The sequence below is a fragment of the Glutamicibacter sp. AOP12-B1-11 genome (genome assembly GCF_052379245.1).
GTDB lineage: Bacteria > Actinomycetota > Actinomycetes > Actinomycetales > Micrococcaceae > Glutamicibacter.
The window spans coordinates 68674-83814 of the sequence record NZ_JBQSYL010000019.1 but is presented as its reverse complement, the minus strand read 5'-3'; the positions used below and the strand labels follow the sequence as shown (position 1 = coordinate 83814).

Annotated in this window: 13 protein-coding genes and 1 riboswitch; of the genes, 4 read left to right on the top strand and 9 right to left on the bottom strand. The window is 61.3% G+C overall.

Features of this window, described 5'->3' with window-relative positions:
• Positions 1–74 precede the first annotated feature (74 nt).
• Both ACT3UQ_RS12580 and pabB read left to right on the top strand, forming a co-directional pair.
• On the top strand, positions 75–584 hold the full coding sequence (locus ACT3UQ_RS12580; protein WP_105553364.1) for a low molecular weight protein-tyrosine-phosphatase: 510 nt from the start codon (positions 75–77) through the stop codon (positions 582–584).
• Positions 571–2583 carry an aminodeoxychorismate synthase component I gene (gene pabB, locus ACT3UQ_RS12575; RefSeq protein WP_444637213.1) on the top strand — a complete coding sequence of 671 codons (2013 nt, stop codon included), beginning with the start codon at positions 571–573 and terminating at the stop codon, positions 2581–2583. Before ACT3UQ_RS12580 ends, pabB begins: the two co-directional genes overlap by 14 nt.
• A 10-nt stretch (positions 2584–2593) precedes the next feature.
• Here the strand turns inward: pabB and cls are convergent, their stop codons facing one another.
• A complete protein-coding gene (cls, locus tag ACT3UQ_RS12570) occupies positions 2594–4090 on the bottom strand; it encodes a cardiolipin synthase (RefSeq protein WP_105553275.1) in 1497 nt (498 codons plus the stop codon).
• A 160-nt stretch (positions 4091–4250) separates the two neighbouring features.
• Between cls and ACT3UQ_RS12565 the strand changes: the two genes are divergently transcribed.
• Positions 4251–5126: an aminodeoxychorismate lyase gene (locus ACT3UQ_RS12565; protein ID WP_105553276.1), complete on the top strand. Its 876-nt coding sequence runs from the start codon at positions 4251–4253 to the stop codon at positions 5124–5126.
• Here ACT3UQ_RS12565 and ACT3UQ_RS12560 read toward each other — a convergent pair.
• Entirely contained in the window at positions 5123–7459 is a 2337-nt protein-coding gene (locus tag ACT3UQ_RS12560) for an ATP-binding cassette domain-containing protein (protein ID WP_105553365.1), read from the bottom strand. The genes ACT3UQ_RS12565 and ACT3UQ_RS12560 overlap by 4 nt on opposite strands.
• A 1-nt stretch (position 7460) precedes the next feature.
• Positions 7461–8078, bottom strand: coding sequence for an ECF transporter S component (locus tag ACT3UQ_RS12555; protein WP_096283298.1), 618 nt, complete (start codon positions 8076–8078; stop codon positions 7461–7463).
• Between the two features lie 71 nt (positions 8079–8149).
• Positions 8150–8268, bottom strand: a riboswitch (TPP riboswitch).
• 74 nt (positions 8269–8342) lie between these two features.
• Between ACT3UQ_RS12555 and ACT3UQ_RS12550 the strand changes: the two genes are divergently transcribed.
• Positions 8343–8594, top strand: a complete 252-nt coding sequence (locus ACT3UQ_RS12550; RefSeq protein WP_096283297.1) for a DUF4235 domain-containing protein — start codon at positions 8343–8345, stop codon at positions 8592–8594.
• A gap of 63 nt (positions 8595–8657) precedes the next feature.
• Here the strand turns inward: ACT3UQ_RS12550 and mnhG are convergent, their stop codons facing one another.
• Genes mnhG through ACT3UQ_RS12520 form a run of 6 tightly spaced genes read right to left on the bottom strand, consistent with a single transcriptional unit; the run spans position 8658 to position 15007 of the window.
• Positions 8658–9071: a monovalent cation/H(+) antiporter subunit G gene (gene mnhG, locus ACT3UQ_RS12545; RefSeq protein WP_096283296.1), complete on the bottom strand. Its 414-nt coding sequence runs from the start codon at positions 9069–9071 to the stop codon at positions 8658–8660.
• Entirely contained in the window at positions 9071–9337 is a 267-nt protein-coding gene (locus ACT3UQ_RS12540; RefSeq protein WP_096283295.1) for a monovalent cation/H+ antiporter complex subunit F, read from the bottom strand. The genes mnhG and ACT3UQ_RS12540 overlap by 1 nt, the downstream gene beginning before the upstream one ends.
• The gene (locus tag ACT3UQ_RS12535) at positions 9334–9966 is read right to left on the bottom strand and encodes a Na+/H+ antiporter subunit E (protein WP_105553278.1); all 633 of its coding nucleotides are present in this window, start codon (positions 9964–9966) and stop codon (positions 9334–9336) included. Before ACT3UQ_RS12535 ends, ACT3UQ_RS12540 begins: the two co-directional genes overlap by 4 nt.
• A gap of 12 nt (positions 9967–9978) precedes the next feature.
• On the bottom strand, positions 9979–11583 hold the full coding sequence (locus ACT3UQ_RS12530; protein ID WP_096283293.1) for a Na+/H+ antiporter subunit D: 1605 nt from the start codon (positions 11581–11583) through the stop codon (positions 9979–9981).
• Between the two features lie 2 nt (positions 11584–11585).
• A complete protein-coding gene (locus tag ACT3UQ_RS12525; protein ID WP_096283292.1) occupies positions 11586–12035 on the bottom strand; it encodes a Na(+)/H(+) antiporter subunit C in 450 nt (149 codons plus the stop codon).
• Entirely contained in the window at positions 12032–15007 is a 2976-nt protein-coding gene (locus ACT3UQ_RS12520; RefSeq protein ID WP_444637211.1) for a Na+/H+ antiporter subunit A, read from the bottom strand. Before ACT3UQ_RS12520 ends, ACT3UQ_RS12525 begins: the two co-directional genes overlap by 4 nt.
• Positions 15008–15141: the final 134 nt, after the last annotated feature.

Here is a 15141-nt window from a genome sequence, read left to right as displayed (position 1 = left end):
CGTTGCCTTTTTGTTCTCATAAATAGGGCGCGTAGCTCTCGAAGGTTAGCCCCACTTGTGCCTAGACTAATGACATGTTCCGGATAATGATCGTGTGCACGGGAAACATCTGCCGTTCGCCTATGGCCGAGTACATGCTCAAAAATGCGTTGGGCGACGCGGGGGTCTCCGAGGTCGAGCTCTCTTCCAGGGCGACCACCGACGGGGAAGTTGGCCATCCCATCGACCCGCGGGCGGCAAACACCCTGCGCGAGCACGGTCTTGATGCCACCGAGCATGTGGCGCAACAGGTCACCGTCGAAGAACTGGCGCATATGGACCTGGTATTGGCAATGGACACCGATCACTTCGAATTCCTTGTGCCGGACCTAGCCGAGATCGACCAAGCCGATCGACCGCTGCTTCGCATGTTCCGGTCTTTCGATCCGGCAATTGCCAACGAGCCCCATGACAGCCAGGGCGTTTACGACCCTTGGTATGGCGACGCCGGGGATTTCAGGGAAACTTGGAAGATGATCGCTGCCAGCCTGCCCGCCCTCGTCGATTATGTGCGGAGTAATATCGCCTCCCGTGGAAACCGCTAGACCATATATTATTGCCCTCGACGGTCGTTCCGGCGCGGGCAAAACACAATTCGCGGCCGCCCTAGCCACCACCCTGGGGGCCAGCGCAAGCGCAGATATCTTGCACCTCGAAGACCTGTATCCCGGATGGGATGGGCTTGGACGCGCCCGGAAGCTCTACGCTGAGCTCCTTCCCGAACTGGCTCAAGGCCACGAAGTGGCTTGGCAAGCCTGGGACTGGGAAACGAACCAATACGGGGCGCCACGAACCTTTGCCCCCGGCCCGGTGCTCATCATCGAAGGCGTTGGCGCCGCTGGAACCGCTGCGCGCGACTTCGTGGATGTGAGCATCTGGCTGGACGCGCCCGCGACCCTGCGCCGCGAGCGGGCGTTGGCGCGAGACGGCGAAACCTACCGCCCGTACTGGCAGCAGTGGGCTGCCCAAGAGACGGCCTATCTCCACGCAGAGGCCCCGCAAGAACACGTCACCATCGTGCTGAATGCGGCAACGGAGCAAACCCCGAGCCAACAGCTACGCACGGCGCATCGATTCCTCCCGGCCGCGCTGCAACGCCTGCTCCCCCACGATGACCCGGCGCCGGCCCCAGCGCTGCAGGCGACCTTCGCGGCGCCGGCAGATGTAGCGGCCCTGTTTGAGGCCGTAGCTTCCGCCCTGCCGAGGGCCGCACTGCTGGAATCCACGAGCCACAAACTTACCGATCCGTTGGATCGCAATAGGTACTCGGTGCTCGCCTTGGCGCTGGATCCCGCCGCCGCAGTCCTTTCGAGCGTAGCGAATCGAACCGTAGTCCATGCCGGCTCGGCCACCGTGCAGCAAGGCGGGGAGTTCTTCACCGCCCTGCACCGTTTGTGGCCCCCGCACTCGGCGCTGGCCCAGGAGTATCCGCTGCCGCAATGGGTGGGCTATCTGGGCTATGAATTGAGCCGCGAGCTCGGCGCACAAGATCGCAGCGTCCTGTTGGCCGATGGCAGCACTCGGCCCGACGCGCAGTTCTTCTGCCCCGATGCCCTCTTGGTCGTCGACCACCGGTTGGATCGCCTGATGCTCCACTGCGCCGCCGACCGCGTAGCCGCGCTTAGCGAGATCATCGCGGCGGCCGCCGCGGCCGGTACGCGCCAGGGCGCCCCATTGCCGGCCCTGGACTTCGAATGCGCAGATTCCGCCAACGGATATCGGCAGAAGGTCCGGACGGTTCAACAACAGATTTTTGAGGGAAACACCTACGAGGCCTGCCTCACCACTGTGCTGAAAGCCCGGGTCGAAGATTTCTCGCCCTTCGAAGCCTATTGCCGGATGCGCGAATCCAGCCCCGCACCTTTTGCGCACTACCTTCGCATGGCGGATCTCGAGGTCGCCAGCATCTCCCCGGAAAGATTCCTGAGCTTGGACGCCCACGGCAAACTTCGTGCCGAACCGATCAAGGGAACCCGCCCGCGCGGTAAAAGCGAGCCCGAAGATCTGGCGCTGGCCCACGATCTGGCCACGCACCCGAAAGACCGCGCCGAAAACATCATGATCGTGGATCTGCTGCGCAACGATCTGTCGCACTATGCGCTCCCCGGCACGGTAGCCGTCAAGCGCCTGTGCGCGGTGGAGACCTATGCGACGGTTCATCAAATGGTTTCCACCATTGATGCCCGGCTGCGAAGCCGCCAAGACGCGGCCCTGGCCCTGCGCGAAGCGTTTCCTCCGGGGTCGATGACCGGAGCGCCGAAGCTCTCGAGCATGGAGATCCTCGACGAATTGGAAGAGCAACGGCCCCGCGGGCTTTACTCGGGCGCCGTAGGCTACCTTGGCCACGATGGATCGGCGGATTTTTCGGTAGTCATCCGTACCCTTGTCTGCGATCGGCTGTCCACCGATGGCTGGGAATTGAGCCTCGGGCTTGGCGGTGCCATCACCGCCGATTCCGACCCGCAGGAGGAATGGGAAGAAGTGCTCACCAAATCCGTGGGTGTGCTTTCGGCGCTCGGCACAGAATTCCCGGTGCGGGACTGAGCCCCGTGGATTACTGCAGCGTAGCGGTCAACCGGCAGACGTTGTCGATCCAGCGCTGCAAGCGTGGACGGCGGCGCCACTCGCTCAAGGTCAGCTCCGAAGATATTTCGCGGTAGTGATCTTGCACCTTGTTCACCGCGTCGACAATCTCCGGGCCGAGCATCATCACCGAAATCTCCATATTCAAGCTGAACGACCGCATATCCATATTCGAGGAGCCGACCACGGCAACATCGTTATCGGCGGTGAAACACTTCGTGTGCAGGACCTTCGGGGCCGGGTAGCGGTAGATTCTCACGCCAGCTTGCAGCAGCTGCTGATAATAGGACTGTTGCGCGTGATGCACCAGGAACTGGTCTCCTTTTTCGCAGACGAAAAGCTCGACCTCCACGCCGCGTTGCGCGGCGGTGGTGATGGCATAGAGCAGCGAATCATCGGGCACGAAATACGGGCTGGTGATTTTCAGCCGTTCGGTGGCCGAGTACATCAGGGTATTGAATAGCCGCAAGTTATTTTCGGATTCGTAGCCCGGTCCACTCGGCAATACCTGGGCGAGTGTTGCTCCGGGTTGGTCTGCCTGCGACAGCGGGTGCGAGGCTTCGGTCAAATCCGACAAGACATCGGTAGTGTCATCTTCCTGCCACCAATCGGTCGCGAAGGTGACGTCCAGGCTACGCACCAATGGACCCTCGACGCGCAGCATCATCTCGACCCATTCGCGGCCTAGGGCATGGGCTGACTCGCGCTTGTAGCCCGGTTCGATCAGGTTCTGGCTGCCGGTGAACGCTACCGCACCGTCCACGACGAGGATCTTGCGGTGGTTGCGCAGATCGGGGCGTCGCCAGCGCCGGCCAATCGGGTCGATGGGCAGCATCGCGCGCCATTCGATGTCCGATTTGCGCAGCCGCTTCTTCAAATCCCGGTAGCCGGTCACGCGCAAGGTGCCTAGATGGTCGAAGAGCAGGCGGACGTTCACCCCGCGGCGTGCGGCGGCCTCCAATGCGTCGAGGACCGGGCCAACATATTCTTCATCATCGCCCATGATGTAGAACTGGATGTGCACGTAGCGTTGCGCCTGCTCGATCGCCTGGCGCATGGATTCCAGGGATGCCTTGTAATTGGAAAGCACCTCAATTTTGTTTCCTCCGTCAAGCGGGAACGCCCCAAGCTTGCGATTGAGGACGACCGCAGACTCCACCCATTCTTCGGTGGAGTGGAATTCTTCGGGAAGCTGCATGTGGGAGGTGGCGTTCGTGATGCTTTCATTGGCGCGGCGTTGCTTCTCCAAACGACGCCGCGAAAGCCTCGGATTCGCAAAAAGCAGGTAGGCGGCCAGGCCTGCCACGGGAATGAAATAGATCGCCAATAGCCAGGCCATGGCGGTGGTTGGACGGCGGTTTCCGGGGACGATGCCAATCATCACGAAGCGCACAATGATGTCAATTGCTACGGCAATTGGCCACAGGACGGCACCAATCTGAAGCAACAGTTCGCCGCTAGGCAACATCTAAACACGCTCCGCTCTCTTTTTCATTTACGAATTTAGCGTCTTTGACGCAGTCAGCGCGCCAAACTCCTTGACTTAGACTATCCAATCCGTGGCGACTTGTGCGTGCTTGAAGCCCTCATTGGTGCGTAGTGCGGCAAAGTTTCGATAATCTTTAACTATGAGCTCACTCGTATTCCTTGATCCGGCGTATCCTGCCGGGCGCTTGGCAGACATTAACGCACCACAACTTCCAGTAACCGCCCAAGGCGTGACTCGAGGCGATGGCGTGTTCGAGTCGATGCTGTACACCAACCAGGCCGTACGCAAAATGGAAGCGCATCTGGCCCGTCTGGCTATTTCCGCCGAGGCCTGCGATCTTGTCATCCCCGACGAGCACCGTTGGCGCGCGGCCATCGATACCGCCGTGGCTGACTTTGACGCCGATGGCGGCGCCGAAGAAGCAGTGGTCAAACTCGTGGTTTCGCGCGCTGATTCCGATGCCGAGCAGGCGCTGTGCTGGGTAACCGTGGCCCCCGCCCCGCAGTTGGGCAAAGACCAGCGCGAGACCGGAATCGACGTTCTGCTGCTGGACCGCGGCTACGATTCGAAGCTTGCCGAGCGGGCCCCCTGGCTTCTGATGGGCGCCAAAACCTTGTCCTATGCGGTGAATATGGCGGCCTTGCGTTTCGCGCACAAGCACGGAGCCCAGGACGTCATCTTCACCTCCTCGGACGGTGTGGTCTTGGAGGGCCCAACTTCAACCGTGCTCATTGCCCAACGCGATGGAGACACCAAACGGCTGATCACCCCGATGCTTGAAACTGGCATCCTGCCCGGCACTACCCAAAGCGCGATCTTCGACGCGGCGGAACAGTACGGTTGGGAGCTGGGCTACGGTCCGCTCCGACCGGAGGACCTCTATCAGGCCGATGGGGTCTGGCTGGTTTCTTCGGTACGGCTGCTCACTGCGGTCCACACCCTTGACGCGAAACCGCTGCGCCTAGACGCCGAGCTCCATGCGGAGCTCAGCGAGCTCAGCGCTTCGGTCCGCTAACTCCAGACCAGGTTGAAGGTGCCCGCCCACAAGGCGGCACCGATGGCCACGGTACCCAATAGCACACCCGTTGCCAACACCGCGCCGTCACGCCAGGTGAAGGACACCGAGCGCACCCAGGTACGTGTTCCCGTGCCAAAGCCCTTGGCTTCCATAGTCACCGCAAGCCTTCCGGCACGGCGCAATGCCTGCACCAACAGCGCGAGCACCTGCCCGAGCTTCGCCTTCACCCGTTGGGTCGGTGAGCGAAGGTCGCCGACTCCTCGCGCGCGGCGGGCCAGCGTCAGGGTGGTGAATTCCTCCACCAGCAAGCCCAGCAACCGCATCCCGGCAAGGGCTCCCAAGACGAATCGGTGCGGAACCTTGAGCTGTTGCGCCAAGGCGCCGCCGAGGTCGCTGGGGTTCGTGGAACTGAGCAAGAGCACCGTGGGCACCGCGAGCGCCAGGGTACGCAATCCGGTAGCTACTCCGGCGCTCACCGATCCTTCGGTAATGCTGAGTATCCCCAGGCTTAGCAGCGTTTCGCCGGAGTCTTCACCTACCAAGGCAATTCCCCAGGCGGCGAGGGCCCCGGCAACAATAAGCGGCCAGCCGCGGCGCATAAACGTGCCCAAACGCAAGCCCGCCAGCGGCAAGGCAAAGAGCGTAGCAAGGATGACCACGCAGGCAGAGACCCAGTCGATGGTCGAGATCAACGGCAAGGTTGCCGCAGCGATCGCACCCAGCTTGGCCAACGGATTGATTTTTGCCAGCCAGCTATCCCCCAAGGGCGCGTCGAGCATCGGGCCTTGGCGTACCGCTGCCGGCTTGGCATCCGGCTCCTCGCGAGTCATTACGATCTGCGCCGCGTTGAGCGCGTGAGCGAAATCTTCATCGTGGGTCACCGCGACCACGGTTATCCCCGATTCGAGCGCCTCGATCAGGATGTTTGCCAGTTCCAGCCACGTATTGGCATCTTGCCCGAAGGTCGGTTCGTCCAAGATCAATACATCTGGTGAGGCGGCCAGCACCGTCGCTACCGAAAGTCGGCGTTTCTCGCCACCGGAGAGCGTGAACGGGTTGGCCTCGCCCAGATGGGCAAGCCCCAAGCGGTCCAGCAGTTCCTCCACCCGCAGAGCAATCTGCGCTGGAGCGTACTTCTCGTTCTCCACCCCGGCCTGGCGTGCTCGGGTAGGTGCGAATGCCAATTCTTCGCGGACGCTTTGCGTGACGAATTGATGTTCCGGTTCCTGGAATACCGACCCGATCCGTGCAACCAATGCCCCTGCCCGCCAGCTGAAGGGTTGCGGACTCAACCCATCGGCCAGGTCGCTGCTTGCTTCGACACTGCCCGTAGCCGGCTCAAGCAATCCGCCTAAGGTCAGCGCCAAGGTGGATTTCCCTGCACCATTTTCCCCGCGAATTACCAACGCTTGGCCGGCGCGCAGCCGCAAGTTGATTTCGGCCGTGCGCACCGCCTGCGGATGGCGCGCCGCGCGCAGGTTCACCGCCGCGAGCAGTTCCGCTCCCTCGCGTGAGTGAAGAGGTTCGGTGTGCGGAACGTAGCCGGGAATCCAAATGCCCGCCCTGGCTAATTCACGGCGAATCTTTTCATTCTCAAAGAGCGCCCGCGGCTCGAGGTCATGGGCGATCCCTCCGCCAGGGGCAAGGACGAGTACGCGGTCTACGTGTTCTGCCCAGGCCTGCAAGCGATGTTCCACCACAAGCAGTGTCGCACCGGTGGCATTGGCGGCGGCAATCACCGCATCACGCAGCGGCGCGATCCCCGACGGGTCAATGTTTGCGGTGGGTTCGTCCAGGAGCATCAGACCGGGGCCCATAGCAAGAATCCCGGCCAAGGCCAGCCGCTGCTTCTGGCCACCGGAGAGTTCCTGGGTGCGGTGCGACAAATCCAGATTCCCAAGTCCTACCGCGCGAAGCACCTCGGGGATTCGCGCGCGGATCAGTTCCGGAGCCATTCCAAGATTCTCCGCACCGAAGGCGACATCGTCGCCGACCCGGCTCTGCACGATCTGTGTTTCGGGGTCTTGCTGCATCAACCCGACCGGGAAGCTGCGGGCAAAGGCATCCCGTCGCTGAATCTGCAGTTTGCCAGTGGCCTGCTGCCGTTCGTCGATCTCCAGAACTCCAGCCAAGGCGTGCAAGAGCGTTGATTTACCGGCGCCAGATGGGCCTAGCAGCAGGACCTTCTGCCCGGCGGGAATATGCAGGTCCAGTCCGCTAAGCGCCGGCAATGGACGTTCGGCATGGTGCCAGCCAAAGTTGTCGGCCGTGATCTCAAAGCCGCCACCGCCGAGGTGCCCGGGGGTGGCTTCGGTAGTCGAAGAACTCAATTCAGGCACTGCGCAGCGAACCTTCAAGGTGTGCCGAACGGCTAGCCAATGCTCCCAGGGCACCGGTCTTCGCCAGAGCACGGGTTGCCAACCACGAGAGAAGTCCGGCAATAACTAGGCCGGAAATGCCCATGGCAACTACGTGGAACAGCTTCATCGCCTCGGTGTACTCAGCGAAGTACCCCAGCAGGTAGGCTTCGCCGATTCCGCCGAAAATTCCCGACATGAATCCCGCAAGCAGTGCCACCGGCAGGTTCCACCGGCGGTACCGCACTGCGGCAAAGACCACCTCGGCTCCGAGCCCCTGGATCAGGCCGGAGAACAGCACCGCTAATCCCCATTGGGAACCTAGCAAGGCTGAGATGACGGCGGCGAGGATCTCGCAATACAGCGCGGCACCGGGTTTCCGGATAATCAACGCACCGAGCACCGCGGGAAAAAGCCACATGCCAGATACGAAGGCGCTTGCCGGTGGGAACGCCACGAAAGCAAGGCTGACCAATCCGTATCCGGCGTTCCAAGCCCAAAAGATAACGCCCGAGGCGACCGCGATTACCGAGGCCACAACGATGTCGACCACGCGCCAGCTGGCACGGTTAGTTGCTGGTGCAACGTTCATAAGGTTTGTCCTCCTATGTAAGGAGGGGAGATGCACGGACCGGTGGGCGTTTAATCGCGCGCCATGATCCGCATCCGAGATGCTCGACTTCCTTCGCCGGTACTAGCCGGGGCAGGTTCGAGGGTCTGCGATCTATCGCACTCTCAGCGTCTTGCACCGCGAACGGCATGACGCTCCCCTGTCGGAATGATTACTGCTCAACCACCATACCGCAGGTATGCTGGGCTACAGAACGAAACCTTACGACGCGAATGCGAGGTCCTCATGAACTCAGTGCAGAAGCTTGTTACCCTTGGAATTTCAATGGGAGCGGGAATGCTTGGAAGCCGACTGGTCGACAAGGTCTGGAAAGGCTTCACCGGAAACGACGCGCCACGTCACGGCAAGGAAGCAGCCGCGGAAGCGAGTATGCGCCAGGCTTTGGGGTTCGCCATTTTCTCCGCCGTGGTCGCATCGATTATCCAGGTGCTGGCTGATCGCGGCACCAACAAGGCCATGAAGAAGTTCAGCAAGTAACATTGCCGAATTCCTTTGGTGGGGCAGGCCATTTGGCCTGCCCCACCAAAGTTTAACCAGCAGCTAGGTGCTCTCGGGCTCGTCGTTCTGTGCAGGTTTCGCTGGCGGCACCGCTGCGGTGGTTCCGGTCGTCTGCGAATGATTGCTAATGACCTGTTTTAGTTCATCAACATGCAAGGTTTCTTTCGCCACGTGCTTCGTGCGATATCCGGCGCGGCCAATCATGTGCGCCGATACCGGGGCAGTCAGCAGCTGCAATCCCCAGGCCAATGCAAAGACCGGGATCAGTCCCCAGCTGCGCAAGTGGATGATGAGTCCGGCGAAGAGCAGCAGGAAGCCCAATACTTGTGGTTTGGTGGCCGCGTGCATGCGTGAAAGCAGATCCGGGAAGGTAATTAAACCGATTCCGGCGATCAGCGACATCAGGGAACCAAGTACCAGCAAGAGCGCAGCGAGTGCTTCTAAGAACGTGTCCATTAGGCGTTCCTCTGATCCGATACGAACCGCGAGACGGTAACCGAGCCGATGAATCCCAAGGTGCATGCAACCACCGTGAACAGCAGGTAATCGGTGTGCCGGTTCAGCGCCATGTCTAGGCACAGCGCACTGGAAATGATCAACAGCATGACGTCGAGAGCGAGCACCCGGTCAAGAATCGAGGGGCCCTTGAAAACCCGCCACAGGCAAGCGATAGAGGCCAGCGCCAACATCACTCCGCCAATCCATACAGCTATTTCAATCATTTCTTGGGCTTCCTGCTGGAGAAATCCGGACCGCATTCATTCTTGATCGCCTCGTATTCATCGGGGCTTCCGATGGCCATGATCAACCGGCGTTCAATGTCGTGGATATTCGCTCGCGCCTTTTCCACATCCGCATCGCTATTCACATCGAGATAGTGCAGGTACAAGGTGGAACTGCTGCGGTCCACGTCCACCACGAAGGAACCTGGGATCAGGGTCAGCACATGGCCCACGGTCATCACTACCAAGTCAGATTCGGTGCGCAGCGGCACTGCGATCACCGCGCTGCGTGCCTTCTTACGGCGTACTATCGCAACTCGCGCCACATGGCCGCTGGCGACGAATACCTGACCGAGGAACCACGCGAAGAGCTTCAGGCAATACCAAAGGTTTATTCGTCCGGGAAGCACCACCGGCGGCAGCGGGAATAGATTCACGATGACGATCGAAATAATCGCGCCAAACAATAGATTCCCGGCCGAGAAGTCCTGCCACAGTGCACCCCATACGAAGATGAGCAGCAGGAGCAACGGCCACTCCTGCTTGAAGGTGGCACGGTGACGGACACCGGAGGTATCCAGCGCATCATCGATGCGCTGGTCACGATGTTTGAGGTTCTTGTCCTTCATGCGCCTTTCCTCCTAACTCAACGGTAGTACTGCGTTGATGAATGGTTCACGTGCAATCAATTCGGCCGCCACGCGTTCACAGAAGGCGAAGATCGGCCCGGCGAATATGGTCAGCGCGATACCTGCGGCAACGAGCGAACCGGTCGCGTAGCGCATCCCCCAAGGCAGGGACTCGGATTCCAACTCGCGGGCAAGCTTCCTGCCCAGATGCGGGGACTCGGCGCCGCCTGCCGCGGCATGTTCCAGAACCCGCGTCGATTCTGCGATCAATTGCGCGTTTGGCACCTCGGCATCCGCCGCACGGCGCCAGAACATACGCGCCCACACACGAATAATCGCAAGCAGGGTCAGCAAACTGGTCAGCAGCCCGGCGCCGATGACCACCCAAGTCAAGGCGTCTGCCTCGGACGACGCCGCATGCAACAGCCCGAACTTCCCGAGGAATCCGGAGAAGGGCGGGATGCCGCCGAGGTTGATGGCCGGAATGAAGAAGAGCACGGCAAGCATCGGAGACAGCTTGGCCAGCGAGCCGAGTTTGGTCACGTTCGCGCTGCCTGCTCGGCGTTCGATGAGCCCGGCAACCATGAATAGCGAGGTCTGCACGATGATGTGGTGGCCCACGTAGTAGATGGTGGCGGCGATGGCCAGCGGTCCGCCGACGGCAACACCGAAGATCAGGTAGCCGATGTGGCTGGTTAGCGTGAACGAAAGCATACGTTTGAGGTCCGTCTGGGCCAGCGCACCGAGAATACCGATGACCATGGTCAATGCCGCAACCACCAGCAGCGCGGCGTTAACCGTCCCGCCGGGGAACAACAGCGTTTCGGTACGGATGATCGCGTACACCCCGACCTTGGTCAGCAGCCCGGCGAATACCGCGGTGACCGGGGCCGGAGCCGTTGGATAGGAGTCCGGAAGCCAGAGCGAGAGCGGGAAAACGGCGGCCTTGATGCCGAAGGCAATAAGCAGCAGCACGTGCAGGATCAGGTGCGGGCCTTGGTCCAGTTCGGGCAGCTTCACCGCCAAGTCTGCCATGTTCACGGTACCTGTGGCGGCATAGATCATTGCGATCGCCATCAGGAAGATCACCGAGGACACCACCGAAACCACCACATAGGTGGTTCCGGCGCGGATGCGTTCGGCGGTACCGCCGAGGGTCAGCAGCACGTAGCTGGCGGTCAGCAGGATTTCGAAGCCGACATACAGGTTGAATAGATCCGCGGCGAGGAAGGCGTTGGACACGCCGGCGAGCAGAATCAGGTAGGCCGGGTGGAAGACCGATACCGGCCCCGGTTCGTCCCCATCGGCCAGGCCCTGGCTGGTCGCGTAGAACAGCACCGCGAGGGACACCACGGTCGAAATCAGCAGCATGAAGGAGCTGAAGCCGTCGACCATCAGCGCAATGCCGAACGGCGAGTCCCAGCCGCCAATGTGGATGGCATAGCTTTCGCCGCCCCACACCGCTGCCACCATGCCGGCTTCGAGGACCAGCGTCAGGCAGAGGATGCCGATCGTGATCAGCCGCTGGACACGGAGGCGGCGGCGCGCCAGGAACGCTGCGCCGGCACCGAATATCGGCAGCAGCACAGCCAGCGGGGAGAGTTCGAGAAATTCCATGGTTACTCTTCCCCTTCTCTAATCGGTCGGCCTTCTTCATCGACGAATTCTGTCGTGTCCTCGGCTACCGGCGAATCTTCTTCTTCGTCATATGCGGTGGACTGCGAAACCTTAATATCCTCGGTATCGTCGGCAACCACATCGGCGCTGGTCAGCGCCCAGGAACGATAGATCATCGCGAGCAGGAACGCGGTCACCGCGAAGGTGATCACGATGGCGGTGAGGATCAAGGCCTGCGGCAACGGATCGGAGTACTCCTCCGGGGCAATGCTCGAATCGAACAGCGGCGCCACCCCGCGGCGTCCGCCGCTGGTCAGAATCAGCAGGTTCACCCCGTTGCCCAAGAGCATGATGCCAAGCAGCACGCGGGTCAGGGTACGTTCCAGTACCAGATAGAATCCGGCGGCCAGCAGCACGCCGGTAATCACCAGGAAGGTAATATTCACGCTCATCGTCCTACCCCCGAAGCCGTGGCGTGGGTGACATCGTGTTGTTCGATCGGTGAGCGCCCCTCGGAGAGCTCATCGATTTCGCTACCCAGGGAGCGCAGGACGTCCTGTACGAGGCCAAGGACCACCAGATACACTCCAATATCGAAAATCGTTGAGGTGACGAACTTATGTTCGCCAAAGACCGGCAGCCAGAATTCCCATACGTAGGTGGTGAAGATCGGGTCGCCGAAAAGCACCGGAATCACTCCGGCAATTCCGGCCAGGGCCAAGCCGCCACCGATCAGCATGCCAGGTGCGACACGCATCGATTCGGAGAGCTCCACGCGTCCGCCGGCAAGGTAGCGGATGGTCAAGGCCAGCCCCGCGATCAGCCCGCCGGCGAATCCCCCGCCGGGAGCGTTGTGCCCGGCGATCAGCGCATAGACGCTGAGCAGCAACACCGTGTGGAATACCAGCCGGGTGACAATCTCGAAAATGATCGAACGCCGTTCGGCCACCAGCGTGTTGCCGGCCATCAGCCAGTCCTGGTTGCTGGAGCTGGCGAAACGCCGGGCCACGCGCAGCCCAACTTCCTTGCTCCGCTGGTCGCCCATGGCTTCGGAGCCGCGGTCGATGCTTCCCGGTGCTACATGATGGGCGCGCACGCGCTGCCCGAAGCTCCGGCCGGCGAAGATCAGCGAGGCCACGCCCGTGGCCGCAGCCGCCAGCACGGTGATCTCGCCGAAGGTATCCCAGACGCGGATGTCCACCAGCGTCACGTTCACGATGTTCTCGCCGAAGCCCTCGTAGTAAGCCAGATCCGGGTAGGCCAGCGAGATCGGGGCTTCGGTGCGTGCGGCCATCATCGCGATAGCGATATACACCACCATGATCGCCAGCGCGATGGCGAGCACCGCGCGGCCCCAATTGATCTCGGTCAGGCCAACCCAGAGGCGTTTGGGCAGGGCGCGCAGCGCCAGCACGAAGGAGACCAGCACGATGGTTTCCACCAAAAGCTGGGTGAGCGCCAGATCCGGGGCGCCCTGCAGCGCGAAGATGGCAACCATCCCGTAGCCGGTCACAGAGACCATCAGCACCGCCATGAAACGCTTCGGCGCCACGATCGCGATCACGCAACCGGTGATGATGATCGCGCCGATGACCAGCTGGGCCGGATGATCGGCGATGACCCAGTTGGTGGGCCACGGAGTTTCGACGGTCAGCGCGATGGACAGCGGCAAGATGAGCACGACCATGAGGATCACGCCCAGGTAGAAGGACAGCGAACCACGCTGGGTACGACCGGTGGTCCAAATGGCGACACGGTCCAGCACGTTGATGCTCCCGCGGTAGATTTCCTCGGCGGAAATCACGCTGCGCCGCAACGGCGCTCCGGTATCGGTGCGCTTGCGCAGCCAGAAGAACAAAATACCGATGGCCACCGAGATGGCGCTCAGTCCCAAGGCCGGGTTGAACCCGGCGAAAAGCATTAGATGCATCTGCCCCGGTCCGCCCTGCAGGAGCGACCAGTGGGCGATCAGCGGTTCGATGAATTTCGGGTAGAGGCCCAGCGCCAGGGTGCACAAGGTCAACACCAGCAGGGGGCTCAGGAAGATCAGCGAGGGACGCTTATACGTGGTCTCGCCGGCGATCTTCGGTTTCACGCCGAAGGCCCCGATGAGGAAGCGCAAGGAATAGGCCATGGTCAGCGCGGCGCCCAGAACCAGCCCGATCAGCGCGAACGTCCCCCAGCCGGTGTCCAGGTGCAAGGCGGCCTCGTAGACCGCCTCCTTGGCGACGAATCCGAACAATGGCGGGATCCCCGCCATCGACGCGACGGCGATAGCGGCGATCAGCGCCAGGATCGGCATGCTGCGCCGCAGTCCGGAGAGCTTGCGGATATCACGGGTACCGGTGTTGTGGTCGATGATGCCCACGGTGAGGAACAAGGTGGCCTTGAACAAGCCATGTGCCAGCGTCAATGCCAGCGCGGCGAAGGCGGCTTCGGCGGTGCCGAAGCCGAAGATCGCAATGATGAAGCCAAGCTGCGAGACGGTGCCGAAGGCAAGGATCAGTTTCAGGTCATACTGTTTCAGCGCGCGGTAACCGCCGATCAGCATGGTCAGCACGCCAATGCCTACGGTGAGCGGCACCCAAAAAGCAGTTTCGGAAAAGCCCGGGGCCAGTCGGGCGATGAGGTATACCCCGGCCTTGACCATGGCCGCGGCGTGAAGATAGGCGGAAACCGGGGTCGGTGCGGCCATCGCTCCGGGCAGCCAGAAGTGGAAGGGAACCAGCGCGGATTTGGAGATGGCTCCGAGCAGGATCAAGGCGATGGCCATGTCAACGAACATTCCGGTGGAGACCAGCTGTTCGGACTGCGCGATCCACTCGGAGAGCCGGTAGCTGCCGGTTTGAGCGCCAATCATCAGCAGCCCGGCGAGCATGGCCAATCCACCGAAGGTGGTTACGATCAGCGCGTTCATTGCCGAGCGTCGCGCGGTGATCAGGTGCTGGCTGAAGCCGATGAGCAGGTAGGAAAGCACCGAGGTGATTTCCCAGAAGATGAACATGATGATGACGTCGTCGGCGGTCACCAGGCCGGTCATGGCGCCGGCGAAGGCGACCATCTTGGCGGCGAAGCCACCGATTTGCGGGTCATCGTTCTTGAAATAGCGTCCGCAGTAGATCAGCACGAGTGCGCCAACGCCGAGGATCAACAGCAGCAGGCTTGCGGCTAGCGCATCCATGCGGAAGTTCAGCCCGATATTCAGGCCCGGGATCCAGTCGATGCTCAAAGAAGGTGGCGCGTTCGGGGCCCCGGATGACAAGGTCTGGTCTGCTGCCAGGACGGCCGGCATGCGTGTGATGAGCCAAATAAAACCCACTGCAGGAACAATTGCCACTACATAGAAGGCGTTTCTTTTGAGCGCCCGGAACAGCATTGGGGACAACGCCGCCGTTGCAAAGAGTGCAATGAGAATTATTAACACATGTCTCCTCTGTCGACTGAACAAGGGGCCAGAGTCCGACGAACAGAAAATGTCCGCTACGCAATTTTATCAGTCCAGAGGGGATTTTATGCACTGTTGAGCGCTTCGGGGAGCAATTGCGCCACCGGAGAACA

Coding starts and splice junctions, on each gene's coding strand:
- ACT3UQ_RS12580 (WP_105553364.1), top strand. CDS start 75: ATGTTCCGGATAATGATCGTGTGCACGGGAAACATCTGCCGTTCGCCT.
- cls (WP_105553275.1), bottom strand. CDS start 4,090: ATGTTGCCTAGCGGCGAACTGTTGCTTCAGATTGGTGCCGTCCTGTGG.
- ACT3UQ_RS12565 (WP_105553276.1), top strand. CDS start 4,251: ATGAGCTCACTCGTATTCCTTGATCCGGCGTATCCTGCCGGGCGCTTG.
- ACT3UQ_RS12555 (WP_096283298.1), bottom strand. CDS start 8,078: ATGAACGTTGCACCAGCAACTAACCGTGCCAGCTGGCGCGTGGTCGAC.
- ACT3UQ_RS12550 (WP_096283297.1), top strand. CDS start 8,343: ATGAACTCAGTGCAGAAGCTTGTTACCCTTGGAATTTCAATGGGAGCG.
- mnhG (WP_096283296.1), bottom strand. CDS start 9,071: ATGGACACGTTCTTAGAAGCACTCGCTGCGCTCTTGCTGGTACTTGGT.
- ACT3UQ_RS12540 (WP_096283295.1), bottom strand. CDS start 9,337: ATGATTGAAATAGCTGTATGGATTGGCGGAGTGATGTTGGCGCTGGCC.
- ACT3UQ_RS12535 (WP_105553278.1), bottom strand. CDS start 9,966: ATGAAGGACAAGAACCTCAAACATCGTGACCAGCGCATCGATGATGCG.
- ACT3UQ_RS12530 (WP_096283293.1), bottom strand. CDS start 11,583: ATGGAATTTCTCGAACTCTCCCCGCTGGCTGTGCTGCTGCCGATATTC.
- ACT3UQ_RS12525 (WP_096283292.1), bottom strand. CDS start 12,035: ATGAGCGTGAATATTACCTTCCTGGTGATTACCGGCGTGCTGCTGGCC.